We start from the raw sequence: 17,792 nt of genomic DNA, 5'->3' as shown, positions 1-17,792 counted from the left end.
AAATACGGGAATAAGCAATACAAAGCTTGCAATGTAAGTTTAATGAACTGATACAAATATATGATAATCAATACTATATAGTAGCATTAGTAAATACGATTTCATTCTACTGACCCAGGGTAAGATATATTAACCATGGGTAAATACCTGGGAATAAAAAAAGTCAGCACCATTTCTAATGCTGACCTATTTAGTGAATGAACGCCTTTAGTCCTCCGGAATATTATTCAGGGTAATCGGATCCGTAAAGATTTTTTCCTGCATCTTCGTATTTGTCACCTTTTTTCCAGAGTGGTTTATCGGGATCATTGGCTATCAACTCAGCGGATAGAATATACGATTTCCAATACTTGAGGGCATAATCCAGATCGAAATTATCTATTTGGTCAGAGGCCTGGTGGTAATGTTTGGCAATTTCCGCATCGAATGCTGTAAACCCCAGACTAAAGGTAGGGGCTGGAATTCCTTTTTTAGCAAAATTCACGTTGTCGGAGCGGTCGTACAATCCCTGCTCCGGAGCCGGGTCGGCAATGGCTTCCAGTCCGAAGGTTTTTGCAGCCTCTTGTAAGTGCCGATCTGCTGTGCTACGGCCCAATCCAATTACGGTTACCAGGGTTGTGTCGTTGTATCCGGCATTGTCAATGTTCAGGTTATAGACGATATCGGATAATTCCACCGGTGGATGGTCCGCAAAATAGGAAGAGCCCAGAAGGCCTTTTTCCTCGGCAGTCCAGGCACAGAGTAGAATGGATCGTTTGGGCGGATGTATACCAAAATACTGCGCGGCCTGTATCAGCGCCGCGGTACCCACAGCATTGTCCCTGGCACCATTATAAATCGAATCTCCTGCAGCGTTGGGGGCGCCGATGCCCACGTGGTCGTAGTGGGCAGAAAGCATAAGAAACTCGTCTCGTAGTGTTTCATCTGTGCCTTCAATATATGCTACGACGTTTTTTCCAGATATTTTTCGGTTTATTTTACCCCGGATATCAACATTTATGTGAGACGATTCGTCACGAATGGCTTGGATACGTTCTCCGGTAAGATCTTTCATCCACAGATAAGGAATGGATTTTTCAGCATCCGGATCGGTATCCAGGCCCATTTGGGGTTTGTTCAGGTAGTTGACCAACAAGGTCCAGGGAGTGGTGGGGACGTTGTACATTTCGATCAGTCCAAGTGCACCTTTGGATCGGGCAAGTACCATTTTCTCTCGTCCGGCTGCAAAAAGTTCAGGGGGCGATAATCGGTTGGGGGCACCTACGCGAGCCACCACCCATTTTCCGTCTACATTGACGTTTTCGTAATCTTCTTCCAATCCATAGCCAACAACGACTGCCTCAAAATCCCCCTGAACATCGTCTCCGGCAAGCACCAATAGCTCCTCACCATGCTGAAGCGTATCATTGTTCCAATAAATGGTTCCTACTACAGGAGGATTTGAGTACCGAAGTGGCACTTTCTGGTAAAAGCTTCCCATTTCCTCCAGAGGCTTTGCGCCGTATTTTTCGAATTGATTGGCGATGTATAGCGCTGCCAGGTCAATTTCGGCACGGGCAGGATCCCTGCCCATTAATTCGTCGGCCGCCAAAAATTTAAAATGGGAAACGGCTTCTGCCTTGTCAATGATGGCATCAATTTCCTCTTTTTGCGCCTTCAAGGAAAAAACAAAAAGCATTAGCAAAGAAAATAAGCCGGTGGAAACTAGTTTGCGATTCATTATAATTTTTGATTTAAATATAGGGATTTATTTTTGTGAAGTTACAGATTAAGGAGTTCCGGATTCCAACCCATTGGTTGCATCAACCGACGAAAGTGTTCAGGAACCTCCGCTTGAATCTGAATTTCCATCTGGCTCTCGGGGTGTGGAAAAGTCAGCTTCCAGGCATGTAGCAGCAGGTTACGAAGCTGGAAATGACGATCAAAAAACTTGTTTTGCTTGTTGTCTCCATGCGTAGTATCACCGATGACGTAGTGGCGGATATGGGCAAAATGCCTTCGGATTTGATGCATTCTTCCGGTATGTGGATAGATTTTGACGAGGGAATACCTGCTGCTGGGATACCGGCTGGAAGAAGCATAGGGAATTTCGGTTTGGGCCAGGGTCCAGTACTCGGTCACGGCTTCTTGCAATTCGTACTCCATGTCTTTGGCCAGTGGATGAGAAATCAGTGCATGTTCCTGGGGCATGTAGCCACGAACCAGAGCCAGGTAGTGCTTTTTGATGGAGGTACCCGCAAATTTAGGCTGTAGGCGGGAGGCAGCCCCCGAGTTCTTGGCAAACAACAGCACACCGGAGGTAGGACGGTCGATCCGGTGCAAGGGGTACACCTTGTATCCCAGCTGCTCCCGCAGCAGGTGTACGGCGTATGCTGCATGGGGGTCTTTTTCCAAGGCAGACTTGTGTACCAATACGCCCGCTGGCTTATTAATGGCTAGGTATTCCTGGTCTTCGTAAATCAGGGGCAGTACAGGCATCTCAGGCAATGGTTCCCGATCCGATGGCCTCATTCCCTTTGTACCAGGCTACAAATTGCCCCGCAGCGATTCCCCGCTGTGCATGTTCGAACAACACGTACAAGCCCTTTTCTTTCATGGATAGCAAGGCTTTGGACAAGGGTTGCCGGTACCGTATCCTTGCGAGGTATTCCGCGGTTTCGCCCACCTGTAGCCTTTTGTCTGGCCGGATCCAATGGATGTCGTGCTTTGGAACAAACAATCCGTAGCGCAACAGTCCGGGGTGGTCTTCTCCCAAACCCGTATAGATGACGTGATTTTTCGTATCGGTAGCGATGACGAACAACGGCTTTCCGGTGCCACCAATCTGCAACCCCTTTCGTTGCCCGATGGTGAAGTAGTGAGCCCCGTTATGCTCACCTACCACCTCTCCCTCGTTTTCCAAATACGGGCGAACAAGACAGGTATCTTCCAGCAGCTCCTGGTCGTAGGCGTCCACTTCCATCCCCGCGGGTATGCCCTTTTTTAGGTAGCGCTCCGCCGTTTCCGGAATGGCGATTACCTGGCCTTTTTTTGGTTTCAGTTGTTGCTGTAGAAAAACCGGAAGCCGGACTTTTCCAATAAAGCAAAGGCCTTGGCTATCCTTCTTTCCGGCCGTTACGAGGTCCAGCTCGGCGGCTATCTTTCGGACCTGCGACTTTTGCAGGTGGCCAATGGGAAACAGCGCTTTTGCTAGTTGTTCCTGATTTAGCTGACATAGAAAATAACTCTGATCTTTGTTGGGATCTGCGCCGGCCAAAAGCCGGTAAACCGGCTTACCATCGATTTCCATCGTTGCTTTTTGGCAATAGTGACCGGTGGCTACGTAGTCAGCGTTGAGTCTCAGGGCGGTCTGAAGAAAAATATCAAATTTAATCTCTCGATTACAAAGAATATCCGGATTGGGTGTTCGACCCGCCTCGTACTCCGCAAACATGTAGTCCACTATTCGCTCCTTGTAATCCTCACTCAAATCGATTGCCTGAAAGGGAATGCCGAGTTTTTGAGCGACCAGCATGGCATCCGTGCTGTCCTCCATCCAGGGGCATTCGTTGGACAAGGTGACGGATTCATCGTGCCAGTTTTTCATAAACAAGCCAATAACCTCGTACCCTTGATCCACCAATAGACTGGCTGCTACCGAACTGTCCACTCCTCCGGAAAGTCCGACGACCACGCGTTTTTTATTGTGTTGCATAACCTTTTTATTCAGGAGGAAAACCTAATGGACAACAATCTCCGACCGGGCAATCGTTCCGTTGGCAAATTTAGGTAAATTAATGATCCGATCCGGAGGCTTTTTAGTAATTTCGCAGATGGTTATCATCCTATACGGCGTTACAGGTTGTGGTAAATCCACGATTGGAAGGCTATTGGCCTCCCGCCTGCATCTTCCTTTTTACGATGGAGATCAGTTCCATCCACCGGCCAATAAGAATAAAATGAGGGACGGAATTCCCCTGACAGACGAAGATCGAATCCCTTGGTTGACGGTGCTTGCGAGCTTGATGGTGGGTTGGGAAAAAGATGGGGGAGCGGTTCTGGCTTGTTCTGCATTGAATGAAAAATACCGCAATGTCCTGCAGGTCGTTCCTGATCTTCGCTGGGTGCTCCTGCACGGAAGCAAGGAGCTGGTAAAGGACCGTTTAATGAATAGGGTCGGCCATTTTATGAACCCTGCCTTACTGGATTCACAGTTAGCCACATTAGAGATCCCCGATTATGGCCTTAAGATATCGGTAGACAAGACGCCAGAAAACGTAGTAAAAGAAATTGTAGAAACGATGAATTCCGTTGAAAAACGATCCGAAATAGGCATCATTGGAATGGGCGTTATGGGAAAAAATCTCGCCCTTAACCTGGCAGCGCATCATACCGCGCTATCTATTTATAACCGCCATGTTCCGGGAAAGGAAGAAAAAGTAGCTGAACAAGTGCTTGCAGCTAATCCGGGCCTGAAGCAGGTTCGTGCATTCGATGACCTGGAAACTTTTATGCAAAGTCTGCAATCGCCAAAAAAGGTACTGATGATGATACCGGCAGGGGAGGCGGTGGATCAGCAAATCGAGGAATTGCGTGCATTCTTAAAACCCGGGGACATCCTGATCGATGGGGGCAATTCGTTTTACAAAGACAGCAGTTCCAGGGCCCGTTACCTGCAAGAAAAACAGGTATTGTACATAGGAATGGGTGTGTCCGGAGGGGAAGAAGGAGCCCGGTTCGGCCCGTCCCTGATGCCGGGGGGGACCCAAGCCGGGTACCTACAGATAAAGCCGTATCTGGAAAAAATAGCTGCCAGGGATTTTCGGGGCAATCCTTGCGTCAGCTACATCGGTCCCGATGGTGCCGGGCATTTTGTCAAAATCGTTCACAACAGCATTGAATACGGTGAAATGCAGACCCTAGTGGAGATCTACTTCTTAATGAGACACTACCTACAGCTGCATTTGGACGAAATCGCGGATATTTTTCAATCCTGGATGGATAGCGATTTATCGAGCTACCTATTGGAGATCACCGTAGCCATTCTTCGAAAAAGAGAACGGAGAACCCCTGCTGGATAAGATTCTGGATCAAGCGGCTCAGAAAGGGACCGGAGGCTGGTCGGTGACCACGGCCCTGGAATACGGCCAACCGTACGGAGTTCTGGCGGAAGCAGTGATGGTTCGCAACCTGTCTGCCCGGAAGCCTTTCCGTCGGATCGCCTCGGAGCTGTATAATCCGAAGCAAATCGCAGCAATCGAGGACCGCGAGGTTTTTATTCAGAAACTTAGGGCAGCCTATCAGGTGACACGAATCCTTAATCACGATACCGGGTTTTCCTTGATGTTGGAAGTTTCCGAAAAGAATAACTGGCATCTGAATTTTTCAGAGATCGCCCGGGTCTGGACCAGTGGCTGCATCATCCGCTCCCGGCTGATGGAGGAGTTGGTGGATCTCTTTCAGGAAAGCAACCGTATCTTTCTGCATCCGAAAGCGGTGGCTGCGTTAAATGGTTCTCAGGCTGATCTGTCTTACGTAGTAGGGCAGGCCCTTCGGCATGGATTTTCTGTTCCGTTGCTTTCCAGTGCCATCAATTATTTCCTGGGAGCCGTGACAGCAGATTCGCCGATGAATCTGATTCAGGCCCAACGCGATTATTTTGGCGCTCACAGGTACCAGCGGACCGATAGCGATCTAAACGAATCGTTCCACACAGAATGGAAGGATAGCTGAGGTAAACGATACGCATTAGCTTAATGGGCTGAGGTAGCGGATCGCATGCATTACTTTTCTGTCCATCAGGATGCTGTCCCAACCCATATTCATTAATGAAGGTAGGGAGGCTCCTGAATTCGGCGCGATCTTGCAGGTGTAGGCATTCGGAGTGGTCGAACGCCGGTTTTTTAAATCCTGCCGCGGTGAGGGGAACTTCTTTTTTGTGCAAATCCTTGAACAGACGTCAACAAAATAATCTAATCGGCTGACATGTCTCTTTTTCAGAAAATACAATCGCAATTTTTAAACCAGGAACTGTCCTTTCAGGCGAGCAGAAGCAGTGGCCCGGGTGGGCAAAATGTCAATAAGGTGAATTCAAAAATACTATTGAAGTTCAATGTGCCCGAATCCCGATTATTGGATGCGCACGAACGAAACCTACTGATGAAAAAGTGGGCAAGCAAACTGGATAACGAAGGAACTATAGTCATTCAAGCCCAGGAAAGCAGGTCCCAGCTACAAAACAAAGCCATTGCGCTGCGGAAATTCTATGCCTTGGTAGAAGCCGCGTTTCAGCAAAAAAAGCTACGAAAGGCTACCAGACCCAGCAAACGGGCGATTGAAAAACGGCTCAAAACAAAGCGTATGCAAGCGGAAAAGAAACAACTACGAGGAAAAAAGTGGTAGGTGGGGCAAGGGATCAAACCCGGAGTTAAATAGCCTGACCTACGGTCAAAAAAAATCCCGGGCCGGATGCCGGTTCTACTATTGCACCTTTTTAGGGATAGCCTGATAGGTTTCCACTGCTTTGGTACGGGCGAACACGGATTTTCCTAAATATCCCGAGGCAAGTAGCGTAAATCTGTCGAATTTCAAGTTTCACGATTTGTTTGGTAGCGAGTGTGATTGTCCTGCGCTGTCCCGGCATTGGCAGGATTTCTTTGCCCTTTTGCCTTCACGCATCTGTCGGTAGCTGAGGGAAAACATTTTCTCTTCCAGACACCAGATGTGACCTGAGAGGTCCTGCGGATGGAAAGGACAGGGGCAGGGCCCTGTATCGCCGGGTTTATGGCTTGGGAATCAGTAGTGATTTCGGATTATTTTCAGTTTTGTCCAAGCAAGCCGGAGGCCATTGCCCGGGATGGGGTACCAAGGGCCCACCCTTCCTGGCGGATGATACGAGGTATTCCGGTTCGGGTACTTCTGGCTATGAAAATCTTACAAAAACCTGCTCAATCAGGCATCCAGGAGATGGTTCCACCCATGCTTGTCCGGCAGTACGCCAATGCGTACAGCCGATAGCCGGTTTTTCAGTCGGTACATGCCGGCATCTGCCGCCAGGTAAGTAGCAAAGGATTTGCCCTGGTAGCTGATCGTTTCGATGGGTGAGATTACCGCAGCAGTGCCTGCGCCAAAAGCTTCTACTCGTTCTCCGTTTTCAATCCGTTGACATATTTCTTCAATGGAGACCGGCCGCTCTTCTACGGAAAAACCTTCCTCCCCGGCCAGTTTCAATAAAGAATCACGAGTAATACCATCCAGGATACTATCGCTGAGTTCAGGAGTAACGAGCCGGTTTCCCTCCAGAATAAAAAGAATGTTCATGGTTCCAGACTCTTCAATGAACTTTTTTTCCTTGGCGTCAAGCCAGATAATCTGATCGAACCCCTCTTTTTTTGCGTTGATTTGCGGAAGCAGGGATGCGCCGTAGTTCCCTCCGTTCTTTGCCGCACCGGCTCCCCCCCGGGCAGCGCGGATGTAGTTGGTTTCCACCTTTACTTTCAAGGGCTTGTTGTAGTAGGCCCGCATGGGAGATAGCACGACCATAAATAGGTATTCCTGGGAAGCATCTACGCCTAATTTCTGTTCCGTAGCAATCACAAAAGGACGGATGTACAGGGAATACTCCGGGTCGTCGATCACCCAGGCTGAGTCCTGTTTCAACAGCTGTTGAATACCTTCCATGAAGAGTTCCTCCGGCAAGGGCGGCATGGCCATCCGTTTCAGGGATCGATTGATTCGTTTCCAGTGGCTTTCCATTCGGAAAACATTGATTTTACCATTGCTCATCCGAAAGGCTTTCAGGCCCTCAAAAACCGTCTGCCCGTAATGAAAGCACATGGCCAATGGGGACAGGGAGATGGACTGTACCGGCGCGATGCGGTAGGTGGACCAGGCGCCTTTTTGGTAAGCTGCCATTAGCATGTGATCCGTGGATTGAACGCCAAAGGTGAAGTTTTCAAAATCAAAATCGGGTCTTCGGGTTTCGGTTTGGTTCATGATGTACGTGCGACTAAAAGGTTACTTGTTTGCGTTTTTTACCAGCCGGATGTGGGCCAGGTGGTGTTTACCGTGCCAATCGCGGGCCAAAGCACTTGCATTTCGTGCGATGGACTGCTTTTGTTCCGGATGAAAAAAGGAGCGAAGCCATTGAGGTGCGTTCCTATTTTCCATCAGGTAACACCAGCATTTGTGGATTCCACCGAATAGTTGAACGGATGCGTCAATTTGAAGTTTTGAATCTGCCAGCTCGGCCCAATCATTTTCTTTGTAGGGCTTGATCATCGGGGCTTTTTTTTCTATCACAGCAAGTTTGAATCGAATGAATGCGTTCGTGTGGCTATCGGCCAAATGGTATACCGGTTGCCGGATACTCCATCCGCCGGGCCGGTAGGTTGTCTTCAACTTTTGGTCCGATAAGCCGGTAGGCAATTCCAACAGTGCCACCGGAAAACGCTGCATACCCAAAATCGCCTCCTTCACGCATGCATTCGATTTGGATTCCGGAAAACGGAACCGACCGATGGGATACATGAGGCTTTCTTCAGGCATGATCTAGGAATAATTGAACGATGTATGGAGCGGGAATTCGATGTACCCAAACTCCTCCACAAAGAAACAACGAAATGTGTATTGGTTACAGATACAATTTATTTAAATTTGATGGGTACAGTTAAACAAGCCTGTTTATGACATTGTATCAGGAAGTAGCGGATAATTTTGAACAGCTTATTCAGAAGGGAAGCCTGAAGGTAGGGGACAAGATGCCTTCCATTCGGACGGTGAGTAAGGAGTACGGGGTAAGCAAAAACACCGTGATTCAGGCCTATTTGGTATTGGAAAGCAGGTCATGCATTGTTTCAAGGCCTCAGTCAGGTTTTTTCGTTTGTGAAAAAGCAGACCAACGGTTGCCGGTTCCGGATGCCAGTATGCCTCAAAATCATCCCGCTGACCCGGCGGACGACGGATTGATTGGGAAGGTTTTCCGTAATTTTGTCAACAAAGAGATTACCCAATTATCCCTGAGCGTACCCGATGAGCGTTTTTTTCCTGTCGCCCGGCTCAATAAATGTCTCCAGCAAGCGACCAAAACACTTTCCTCCGGAGGTACAGGGTACGACGACGTCCAGGGTAATGTACGGTTGAGGAAAAATATTGCCAAATGGTCCTTCACCTGGTCCGGCAATTTGGGAGTGCAGGACCTGGTCAGTACTTCCGGAGCCATGCATGCCATTTCGTTGGCATTTATGGCGTTAACACGTCCGGGAACCCGCATAGCGGTGGAGAGTCCGGTATATTTTGGGATACTCCAATTGGCAAAGAACATGGGTCTACAGGTAGTGGAGTTGCCTACCCACCCGGTTTTTGGGGTAAATCCGGATGACCTGAAAGCGGTGGTGGGTAAGATTGATATATGCCTGTTGGTGAGTAATTTCAATAATCCGTTGGGAAGTTGCATGCCGGAGGAAAACAAACGAGCGGTGGTTGAAATTCTGGCTCGGCATGGCATTCCACTGATCGAAGACGATCTGTATGGAGATGTGTACTTCGGGCCAAACCGGCCCAAGCCCTGCAAAGCTTTTGATCAGGAGGGCCTGGTGTTGTGGTGCGGTTCGGTTTCAAAAACGCTGGCTCCGGGCTATCGGGTGGGCTGGATGGCTCCGGGAAAATACATGAAAGACATCTTGAAGTTAAAACTTTTTCATTCGGTGTCTGGTACGGCACTCACGCAGGAAGCCATCGGCTTATTTTTGGAAAATGATCGCTATGAGCGGCATCTACGCCAACTGCGAAAAACCCTCCATGCCAACTCCCTGCATTTTATACGTACAATTGCCGATCACTTTCCAGCTGAAACAAAGGTAAGCCGGCCACAGGGTGGATTCGTATTATGGGTGGAGTTGGCCAAACAGCTGGACACGGGGAAATTATTCGATCCGGTCCTTTCACAGGGAATAAGTTTCGCACCTGGCCGAATGTTTACCCTTCAAAGCCAATTTCACCACTGCCTGCGTTTAAATTATGGCTTGCCCTGGTCTGAAAAATTGGAACAGCAGCTGATGGTACTGGGCAGGCTATTGAAAGGTTGACTTTGTTGTTCAGAATTCTTTCTCTCCAAATTCACTTTTAATAAAGCGTGATTTGTTGCGACTAGGATTGAGGGTGTAGCTTAGATTCAGAAGTACCACATCCACCTCGAGCACGTAATTCGTGCTGGTGTAAAATTCGTTTTCCCTCCAGGTGCTGATTCGTTGTTCATTGGTACGCAAAAGACCCATATCCATATTGAGCCATTGGAGACCCACTCGGAGCCGTTCGTCCATAAAGGTTTTATTCAGAACCAAATTGGGTGACAAAAACCGGGAGTCCTCACCTTGCGCCGTGATACGGCTAGAAAGGTAGTTGAAAGACCATTGCGCTGAAAAGGTTGGAGAGAAGTCGTAGCGGGTATTGGCATTGATGGAATAAACCCAGGCAGCGTTATCAATCGGCCGATCATCAAAGCTACCTTCAATGCGGTACCGATATAGGTTTCCTCCTGCAAATACGCTCCATTTGTCGGCAGGATTGAGCTCCATGCCTACCTCAATCCCTAGTGACCTGGCATTTCCGACGTTGGAATAAATCCGGTTCAGAATGGTATCGTTGTAAACGGTGTTCACCCTGTTGACCAGGTTTTTTACATGCCGGTAATAGGCCGTGGCAAAGAGGCTGTTTTCTCCAAAGTCTTTTATCAACCCGGTCTCTACCAGGTCTATAAATTCAGGGAGCAGGGTGGGATCTCCCTGTTCCAGCGTCTCGGAATGCTCGCGTTCAGGAAAAGGATTCATTTTGAAGGTGGTGGTTCGTTCCACCCTTCGGCTGTACGCTCCTTTTACCCGCATATTGTCTCCCAGCTTGTATTGGACGCTGGCGGTAGGATAGGGTATAAAAAAATCATAGGAATAAAGACTATCTACCGTGTTGGATTTATCCTGGAGCACTAGTTCCCGGTCCATGGATTCCATTCGTACGCCAATCGCATAGTCCCATTTTTTCGTTTGCCCGCTTAGTTGTCCGTACCCGGAATGAATGACGCGGGTCAACGCCACATTGGAGGAAAACTCGGGTACCAATTCAAATTCGCCGGTCTCGTTATTTCTTCGTTCGTATACAAAATCACCCTGATGGTCCAGGAAACGAAACTGATAGCCTGCCTCCAGTATCCCCCATGCCCTGGGATTGGATTGGTAGTCGACCTGCCACCGGATTCCGTGCAGGGGATTATCGTTGGTGTTGTATTCGTCCTGGTAGATCAGACTGGTGTTTGGAAAGCCCAGATTCCGGTTCGTGGTGGGACCTCCCAGCATGGTGTATTCGTACAGGAAAGAACTGGAGAGGCGGCCCTGGTTGGTAAATGTGTGGGCGTAGTCAATGCTTCCCATCGCAAAATCACTTTTCCGGATCCGCAAGTTTTCGTTATAATACTGCAAGGTATAAAGGCGCTGTCCTTTCACGATCGCGTGGTTATCGTAGTACACAATATCCGCGGTGCGGTCCTTGCTGCGTATTCCTCCGTAAAAACCCAGACTGAATTCATTGTTGGCGTCAGGGGTATAGGCCACCGTAAAGCGTCCGGAGTAGGCTTCCTCGTCGAAACCCCGCTCACCCTCCGACGGAAAGCGGGTGGTCGTGTCTCCATCCATCGTATACACATCACCTATTCTCCGGCCATTCACATCATTTCTCAAATAGCTGGCCCCCAGAGAAAAATCCCAATCCCCTTGCCGGTGGTTCAGCGTAAAATCGGCTCCATACCGTTGTGGCTTTTTCTTATTGTCGTAATCCTGTATACTCGGGGCGCCTATTCGGGTGTTAAATTGGATAAATGTCCCATCGGTGGCCCCTTTTTCTGTGGTAATATTGATAATACCTGCTTTACCTTCCGGGTCGTATCGTGCAGAGGGAGCTGTCACTACTTCGATGTTTTTGATGGCGTTGGCTGGCAATTGTCCGAGTAGTATGGCCGGGTCGGATTGTATCGGTTTGCCGTTAAGCATGACTACAAATCCGGTAGCCCCTCTCACCGATAAATCCCCTTCCGCGTTAAGGCTGACGGACGGAAGGTTTCGAATCAGGTCAACGGCCGTCCCTCCCTGAGCAGATAGAAATTCAGCCGCTTCAAATACCTGACGATCTATTCGGTGCATGGCGGTAAACTGGCTTCCGGTTACCTCTACCAGTTCCAATAATTGTTCATTGGGAGTCAGCCGAATGGTCTCAAGGTCCAGTGCCTGTCCCCTTTCCAACAACAAATTTCCGATGGTTATCCTTTCGTATCCCATGAATTGGACGAACAGGTAATAGGCACCAGGCTTCATACCGCTAAGCTCAAAAACTCCGTCAGGTCCGCTTACCGTTCCGGATACCAGGCTAGAGTCAGTGCGGGTGTAAAGCCCCACGCTGCCGTATTCGATGGGGTTGCCTTCCGTAGAATCCACCAGCATACCGCGGACGGTTATTTGAGAAAGGGCCGGAAAAATCAAAAAAAGTTGGACTACGAAGGCCAGAAGTATTTTCATTGCGACATTATTTCCTTCGCAAGTTACGGCTACGGACCTTTCAAATCTGTGGTTAATTTCTGTTAATAATGGTAGATTTTATAATCTTGCACGGTATTCGGTAGGAGTGAGCGTTGTTTGTGCTTTAAAAAACTTCACAAAGTTTGAGGCATCCGAAAAATTCAATTGATAGGCAATTTCAGTTACCTGCAATCCGGTGTGAGTAAGCAGATTTTTGGATTCGATCAGCAAGTATTCGCGAATGAGTTCGATCGCATTGCTTCCCGTTGCCGCCTGGCAAATCTGGTTTAACTTTCGAATGCTGATGCGCATGGCTGCTGCATAGGCTTCGGAAGTTTTCAAATGTCGGTAGTTTTCGCGGAGCAGTTTTTTGAAAATGGCAAATTCATCCAAAACGGTGGGAGGGAGCTTTCGCCGATCTTGTGGCAACTGAATGGTTTTGTAAATCAAGCTATTTAATTGTGCAGCCAATACATCAAGCGGTAGTCCTCGTTTGAAGTCGGAGAAAAAAACATCGAGTAACTGCAGGACAGATGGATCTTCTTCGGAAAGCCTGAAGGTTTCCTTCATCCCAAACAGGTGGGCAAGTGCCTTCGGATAACCCGAAAGTACCTCCTCCCTGAATAACACGACGTAGCCATCGGGTATTCGGGAAAAATTCCAGCAATGAACCTGACCGAGATTCAGGTAGAAACCCATGGGGGGACGTACTTCGTGTACCTGATCACCGACGGTATGTTGCCCGGCCCCTTTTGACAGGTAGATCAGCTCGTGGTATCCTTCGTGTCGGTGGGGTTTGGTGGGTTTGATAACTGGCTTCATCCTGGAAATCTTCAGCATCAAGTCTGGTTCAATCTTGTTTTTACTCCCGATGATTTTTGGTTTAGTTTCCATATAGATGCTTTGTGAGGGTGAAAGCCAGAGGCAAAACCGCATCCTGGCCTCAAATGAAATGGTAAATTAGTAGGTTTTTTCTGGCAATTGGTTCCGGACATCACCCAAGAAGGCCATTTAGGGAAAATCAGCCTGATTCCTAATTCATTACCACTGCAGGCGGTCCCCGCTGCCACTCGATTGGGTCAGGACTTGATTGCTGCGAGGGAAATGGAAGTTCAACCCCACCTGGACTGTTGCCTGGAATCGCCTGGCCTACGTTTTCTGGATACAGGCCTTTCCTGGTGGCAGTACTTGCTGAAAAACAGATCGCAAGGGGCCCATACGATGGGGACGTAAGTCCATTAAAATCTCTTTTGACCGCTGAATTCCATGGCCTCGCCTTTTCCAAAACCATAACTGATACCGAAGGTAATGAACCGGCCCCGTAGTCGGTAATCGTATTGGCGGAAGGTATTCTGCACGGTTTCGTTTTCAAATATCCTGGAGGCAATGGCGTCCCGGATGCTGAGGTTCAAGATGGTTTTGCCCTTCATGATTTTTTTGCGAAGGCCGATATCGGCCAATGCATAGCCGCTAATGGTTCGCTGAAAGGTTTGGTAAGCCGATTGGTAATTACCGATGAGCTCCAGGGTGAAATCCGCAGGCAGGCTAAATTTGGAGGTTAGCCGGGCTGACCACTGATCCGCGGTGAAATCAAACGGGCTGGCTTCGAAAGTTCCTTCCCGGTTGAAATAGTTGTAGTTGAAATCTGCATTGAGAGACAACCAGTCATTGGGGGTGAATTTCCCATTAATTTCCAGGCCGGTTGCTTTATTGGTCCCGATATTCATTGGCTTGGTGATCGCTACGTTGTCTTCAAAAATAGTCACGTTTTCCACGGTTTGGGTGATGTACCGGTGGTACACCGAACTGCTGAGCGAGAGTAATTCAAAGTCGAGAATACCGGTGATTTCGTAACTATCCGTTAATTCCGGCAACAGGTCCGGATTTCCGGTACGGATACTGAAATTGTTTCGGATGTTGTAAAACGGATTCAGGTCAAAAAGCCGGGGACGGGAGATGCGGCGGGAGTAGCCTCCCTGCAAGGAAAAATTATCGGCGAGCTTGTACGAACTGTGTAAGGTAGGGAATAGATTTGTGAAATTTTTTCGGTTTTCTTCTTCGGTTTGCTCCAATAAGGTATTCATGTCCGTGTTTTCCGCTCGTATTCCAAGTTTGAGTCCGAATTTATCTCCCTCGTAGGCGCCGGTACTGTACAGGCCCAGTACTTTTTGCAGGAAAAAAAATGTATTGGTACGCTCGGGGATTTCCTGCCAGCCACCGTTTTCAAAACCCAGTATGGCAAAATCATTGCGCACGTCGGTGATCAGGTATTGTCCCCCCGACTCAAAGGTGAGCTTATCCGTTATCGGGCGGGTATAGTCGGCTTTAAATGTATATTCCCACTGTCCGAAATCGGTATCGGTCTGTTGCCGATCCTGCAGTGCCGATTCACCAAAAGACGGCAGGTTATCGAAAGTGGACTGCTGTTTTTTTGCAAAAGAACTTCCCAAAGCGCTCACCAATAGGTAGTGGTCGTCCTGGTCCGAGAAGTCACTCTTGTACTGCAATTCGTACTGCCACTTGGGATTGGTGGCCTCGGTTGCTTCTTCCCGCATCCAGCCGGCATCAGGTGCGGCTGTTCCGGTTTGGGCGGTAAAGTTTCCATTGGAATACTCGGTCTCCAACTCGTAGGCAAAATTACCAGTCAGCGAAAGGACATTTCGTTCGTTGATGTGGTAATCGGTGCCCAGGATGAGGTTAAAAAACGTTTCGTTCTTTTCCCCATCACCCACATTTCGAATGAAGGTTTGTTCGCTAAGGTTGCTGTTTAAGGTCTCAAAGGTTTCGGGAAAGGTACGGTGACCCAGGCCCAGCTGGCTGAAAAGGTTGAATTTGTCGGTGCGCTTGTTCAGGCTAAATCCCAAACTGTGGTTGTTGGGTACTCCGGTATTGAGCGTAATGGATCCGTTGATACCTCTCTTTTCTTCTTTTTTAAGGACAATGTTGATGATACCTGAGGTACCCGATGCATCGTATTTGGCAGAGGGGTTGGTAATGACTTCCACCCGTTCGATCATGTCTGCAGTGATGGTGCCGAGGGCATTGCCTCCGTCACTGGCTAGCACTGAAGGTTTTCCGTTGATTAGTATCTGAACGCCACCGATGCCCCGAAGCTGGATCTGCCCTTCGATATTCACGGTGACCGAAGGTACATTATTCAACACTTCCAGGGCACTGGCTCCGGTGCTACTCAGGTCCTGGCCCACGTTAAACACGCGCTTATCCAACTGAAATTCGGTAGTTGACCGTTCACCCCGGATCACCACCTCGTCCATCAGCTCGCTGTCCTCAGACAAGCGAATGGTTCCCAAATCCACCTTTCCATCGCTGACCGTATAGTCGGAAATGCGGGTGGTAATAAAGCCGATAAAACTAATCTCCAGGGTAAAATCCTTCCGTTGGGTACTCAGGAGCAGCCTGCCATCCGCTGCCGTGGTGGTACCTGCAAGCATTTCTCCGCTCTGAGCATCCAGAAGCTTGACGGTCGCAAATTCTATGGGTGTCTGGCTATTGGTTTCAACTACTCTACCGGTTATCTCGATGTTTTGTGCCTGTATACAGCTCAAGCTGATTGCCAAACCGATGATTGTGACTAGAATTTTTTTCATGACCTCTTGCGTAGTACCTTACCGCGGTAAATTTCTATAGAAAATACCTCGTAAAAAAATTATTTTTTGTAAATGCCTGGTATTTTTTGCGCAAACGGCAGGACGTATCGATTCTGGCATCAAACCGAAACAATCTAATTTCTCAGCGACACTGGAACTGCTTCAGCGGGAATTGCGCGCTGGAAGCAAACCTATGGCGGACGTTTCAAGCCCATCCTGGGTCAAGACCCGGAATCAGCGGGCTGCACCCAGGGTTCGTAGTGGTAAGGCCCTTTCCAACAAAAAAGCTCCCATCCGACTCCGAAAGCCGAAAGGCTTCAACTGAACGTTTGCTGCCCTTAAGGCGCTTTCTATCTACTTTTGATCGGAGTAGCCTGGCGTTTGCATAACGTGGTAATTGAGCACATGGTGGTGTCTAGGGTGAACCGCCTACTCCAGTTCTTTGATGCGAATGTTTTTAAACTCCACTCCCTGACCTTCCGCCTGTAGCCCGATATAGCCCTCTTTGAGTGGTTTTCCGTCTACTTTGAAGGCAGGGTCGTATCCGTTGGCGACGCCGCCGCCAATCTGGGTTTGGCTGTATTCCAGCACGGTATCTCCGTTTACTTTGTGAATAATCAGGGAATCCCTGTAAACAATCAGTTCGGCATGAACCCATTCATCCCATCCGAAGGTGGGAGAGGTAGAGTTGATGCAATGCCGGGGATCCATTTCCCCCTGAAAGACTACTTCGGTACCCGGTGAACACATATTGCCTGTTGGTCTGGGTTTGCCGTCACCGGCGTCAGCGAGCATTTGGTATTCCACGGAAATGGGCCAATCCTGTTCCTTTAGAATGGTTTCCGGAGCCTGAGAATGGAACATGACTCCGCTGTTGCGGTAGGTATAATCCGGCGCGTCCTCCATCCACTGCTCGGTGAAGCGGTAGTCAAACTTCAAGTGAAAGGAGGAAAAGGGCTTGTGGTAAAAAAGGTGGCCGTATCGCTCCTCAAACTGGGTATAATCGTTGTAGTTCACCTGAATCGTTCCATCGACTACCCGAAAGGTGTTAGCGTAGTTATCGCCCGCTTCGTGATGGTGAAATTTTGGAATCCATCCCTCCAGATCGGTTCCGTTGAAGAGCGTTTGCCAGTTAGAAAGCCGGGTGCGTTCCTCGTTGTTTCGACCGGCGCTGCAGCCCGTGAGCCAGCCAATAGCCGCAGCAACACAGGCGATAAGGGTCAGACAGTTTGTGAACCTGGTGGCAGGTTTTTCGCTAGAATAAGGTATGTTCATTTTCGGGTCGCTTGGTTTTTCGAATACGGTATAAATGGGTGCACGGAGTCCGGGCGTGGCAAGTGCGAACGCCAGGTCGTTCTTGCCAGATATAGAGAGGGACCCCAACTAAAACAAAGGAAACAGCGTTTTTCCTTATTTTTTAACCCAGGAAACAAATGCCACAGCAACGATTCCGATAGCCGGGCAGGTTTCCCTTTCAAGAATTTGAATGCCCAACGGACCGATTTTCCTCTCTATTCGCTTTGGTTTCACCGATGCAAAAGATTATGGATGTGTCCACATGGAAAAGTTTCCTGGGTTATAACTTCGGATGCAACATACGCTTAATTTTTCAGAAATACCGCTCTTTTACGGCAAATGCTCGTCCGGC

The 17,792-nt window shown here is 48.7% G+C and carries 11 protein-coding genes and 1 pseudogene; 3 read left to right on the top strand and 9 right to left on the bottom strand.

Features of this window, described 5'->3' with window-relative positions; translation table 11 throughout:
• Nucleotides 1-223 precede the first annotated feature (223 nt).
• The 3 genes from ABWH99_RS13590 to mnmA are packed head-to-tail and all read right to left on the bottom strand — an operon-like array spanning nucleotide 224 to nucleotide 3,694.
• Nucleotides 224-1,720: a M28 family peptidase gene (locus tag ABWH99_RS13590; protein WP_375582395.1), complete on the bottom strand. Its 1,497-nt coding sequence runs from the start codon at nucleotides 1,718-1,720 to the stop codon at nucleotides 224-226.
• 41 nt (nucleotides 1,721-1,761) lie between these two features.
• Nucleotides 1,762-2,478 carry a pseudouridine synthase gene (locus ABWH99_RS13585; protein ID WP_375582394.1) on the bottom strand — a complete coding sequence of 239 codons (717 nt, stop codon included), beginning with the start codon at nucleotides 2,476-2,478 and terminating at the stop codon, nucleotides 1,762-1,764.
• 1 nt (nucleotide 2,479) lies between these two features.
• A complete protein-coding gene (mnmA, locus tag ABWH99_RS13580) occupies nucleotides 2,480-3,694 on the bottom strand; it encodes a tRNA 2-thiouridine(34) synthase MnmA (protein WP_375582393.1) in 1,215 nt (404 codons plus the stop codon).
• A gap of 82 nt (nucleotides 3,695-3,776) precedes the next feature.
• Between mnmA and gndA the strand changes: the two are divergent.
• Both gndA and arfB read left to right on the top strand, forming a co-directional pair.
• Nucleotides 3,777-5,712, top strand: a pseudogene (gene gndA / locus ABWH99_RS13575) (NADP-dependent phosphogluconate dehydrogenase).
• A gap of 252 nt (nucleotides 5,713-5,964) precedes the next feature.
• Nucleotides 5,965-6,381 (top strand): alternative ribosome rescue aminoacyl-tRNA hydrolase ArfB, encoded by a 417-nt coding sequence (gene arfB, locus ABWH99_RS13570; RefSeq protein ID WP_375582392.1) that lies wholly within the window; start codon nucleotides 5,965-5,967, stop codon nucleotides 6,379-6,381.
• A gap of 549 nt (nucleotides 6,382-6,930) precedes the next feature.
• Here the strand turns inward: arfB and ABWH99_RS13565 are convergent.
• Nucleotides 6,931-7,974, bottom strand: a complete 1,044-nt coding sequence (locus ABWH99_RS13565; protein WP_375582391.1) for a branched-chain amino acid aminotransferase — start codon at nucleotides 7,972-7,974, stop codon at nucleotides 6,931-6,933.
• Between the two features lie 21 nt (nucleotides 7,975-7,995).
• Nucleotides 7,996-8,526, bottom strand: a complete 531-nt coding sequence (locus ABWH99_RS13560) for a YfiT family bacillithiol transferase (protein WP_375582390.1) — start codon at nucleotides 8,524-8,526, stop codon at nucleotides 7,996-7,998.
• Nucleotides 8,527-8,663: 137 nt separating this feature from the next.
• Between ABWH99_RS13560 and ABWH99_RS13555 the strand changes: the two genes are divergently transcribed.
• Nucleotides 8,664-10,064 (top strand): PLP-dependent aminotransferase family protein, encoded by a 1,401-nt coding sequence (locus ABWH99_RS13555; RefSeq protein WP_375582389.1) that lies wholly within the window; start codon nucleotides 8,664-8,666, stop codon nucleotides 10,062-10,064.
• Between the two features lie 9 nt (nucleotides 10,065-10,073).
• On the opposite strand, the gene ABWH99_RS13550 is transcribed toward ABWH99_RS13555, so the two are convergent.
• From ABWH99_RS13550 to ABWH99_RS13535, 4 genes are all read right to left on the bottom strand, one after another.
• Nucleotides 10,074-12,536, bottom strand: a complete 2,463-nt coding sequence (locus ABWH99_RS13550) for a TonB-dependent receptor domain-containing protein (protein ID WP_375582388.1) — start codon at nucleotides 12,534-12,536, stop codon at nucleotides 10,074-10,076.
• A 78-nt stretch (nucleotides 12,537-12,614) separates the two neighbouring features.
• Nucleotides 12,615-13,430 (bottom strand): helix-turn-helix domain-containing protein, encoded by an 816-nt coding sequence (locus ABWH99_RS13545; protein WP_375582387.1) that lies wholly within the window; start codon nucleotides 13,428-13,430, stop codon nucleotides 12,615-12,617.
• Between the two features lie 344 nt (nucleotides 13,431-13,774).
• Nucleotides 13,775-16,144: a TonB-dependent receptor domain-containing protein gene (locus tag ABWH99_RS13540; RefSeq protein ID WP_375582386.1), complete on the bottom strand. Its 2,370-nt coding sequence runs from the start codon at nucleotides 16,142-16,144 to the stop codon at nucleotides 13,775-13,777.
• Nucleotides 16,145-16,573: 429 nt separating this feature from the next.
• A complete protein-coding gene (locus ABWH99_RS13535; protein WP_375582385.1) occupies nucleotides 16,574-17,419 on the bottom strand; it encodes a DUF1080 domain-containing protein in 846 nt (281 codons plus the stop codon).
• Nucleotides 17,420-17,792: the final 373 nt, after the last annotated feature.

The organism is Cyclobacterium xiamenense (genome assembly GCF_042140265.1).
Taxonomy (GTDB): domain Bacteria; phylum Bacteroidota; class Bacteroidia; order Cytophagales; family Cyclobacteriaceae; genus Cyclobacterium; species Cyclobacterium xiamenense_A.
This window is presented reverse-complemented; position numbering and strand designations above follow the sequence as displayed.